At 67.1% G+C, this 1,394-nt stretch carries 1 protein-coding gene and 1 pseudogene; both read right to left on the bottom strand.

Annotated features, from left to right (window positions below; translation table 11 throughout):
• Positions 1–766 (bottom strand): phage portal protein family protein (locus tag C8N34_RS25785; RefSeq protein ID WP_146177494.1); only part of this gene is annotated, 766 nt, incomplete at its 3' end.
• Positions 767–768: 2 nt separating this feature from the next.
• Positions 769–1,394 (bottom strand): annotated as a pseudogene (locus C8N34_RS25780) (hypothetical protein); the annotation flags it as partial.

Here is a 1,394-nt window from a genome sequence, read left to right as displayed (position 1 = left end):
CCCGGAACAGCGTGGCCTTGTCCTGCTCGCTGGCCCCCGGCTGCCATTTGCCGACCCGCAGCGGCTGGCCATAGGTCTGGGTGAAGATCGCCCAGTCCCGCCCGGTGAAGGCCTTGAACATCCAGCCCGACATCGCAACCCGCGCCAGACCGGCGCGCAGCAGGATGCCGGATTTGGCCGGGATATCGGCAAAGACGAAGCGGAAGGCAGGCAGCGGCACCTCGCGCCCGCTGTCATCCAGCATCAGCGGCCGCGCCAGATCGTGACGGGCAAACCGGATGATCCGGGGATCGCGCCAGGCCAGCTCCTTCGGCAGATACTGCCCCTCGGAATGATCCCAGATGATCGCCGTGGCGGAATAGCCCTTCGACAGGCAGTCGAGGATATGGAACAGCTCATGCTGCAGCTCGTCGCGCTTGACCCAGTCGCGGACCATATCCGCCAGCTTGCCGTCATGGGCATCGTCCGAGGCCGCCTCGACCGTGATGTCGAGCTGCGAGACCGACCGCTTCCGGGTGCCGATCACACCCAGATAATGCGGGTCGCGTTCCTCGATCACCTCGGCCAGTGCCATATAGCGCACCGGATCGCCGTGATCCGCCGCGCGCAGGATCTGCGCCAGCCGCAGCGGGTTCAGCCCGTCGCCCGGATAGGAGGTCAGCGGCGAGCGCGCGCCCGACAGGCTGGGCGCCCCGACATCGCGGGTCAGGCTGGCGCGATCCACTTCATAGCCCCAGCGGTCGGTCAGGATCAGATTTCGGGCCATGGTCAGATACTCCCGCGAAGCCGGGCGCCGAGCGGCCCGCGCCACCAGCCCTCCGCTTCGCTCTCGAACATTGCGGGGCCGCCGTTGTGGCCGACCCTCTGGTCATGGACCGGCACCGGCACATAGCCGTATTCGACCCAGCGCATGCGGCTGGCAAAATACGCCAGCGCCAGCGCGATGGCATAATCGCCGTGGCGCTTCCTGCCCTTCTCGCCCTCGCGGACGGGGGGCACGCGGGGGATGCCCCGGATCAGCTTCACCATGCGCAGGTCGGAGACATGCTCGCTGTCGGCGATCAGCGCGATGTGATCATCCTCGAAAGCCGCCTTCAGCGGCGGCATCTGCAGCCGGTACCATTCCTCGCTGAACTTGATCGCCCAGACGAGGCCGGGGCCTTCGGGGTCTTCCTTCAGCCCGAACCTGCGCCCCATATCCTCGGCCACGGTCCAGCCCATGCCGGTGGCATCGAAGGCCGCGCCGACCAGCCGCGATCTGACATGGTCAAGGATCATGCCGACGACGCGCTTCTGTTCGTCGCCGGGCACGTTGCGCATTTCCAGCGCCAGCGCCTCGCGGCGTTTGAGACCGGCTTCAATGGCCAGCAAACTGACCGTGGACAGGTCGGCCA

Source organism: Gemmobacter caeni (genome assembly GCF_003054195.1).
Lineage (GTDB): Bacteria > Pseudomonadota > Alphaproteobacteria > Rhodobacterales > Rhodobacteraceae > Gemmobacter > Gemmobacter caeni.
This window is presented reverse-complemented; position numbering and strand designations above follow the sequence as displayed.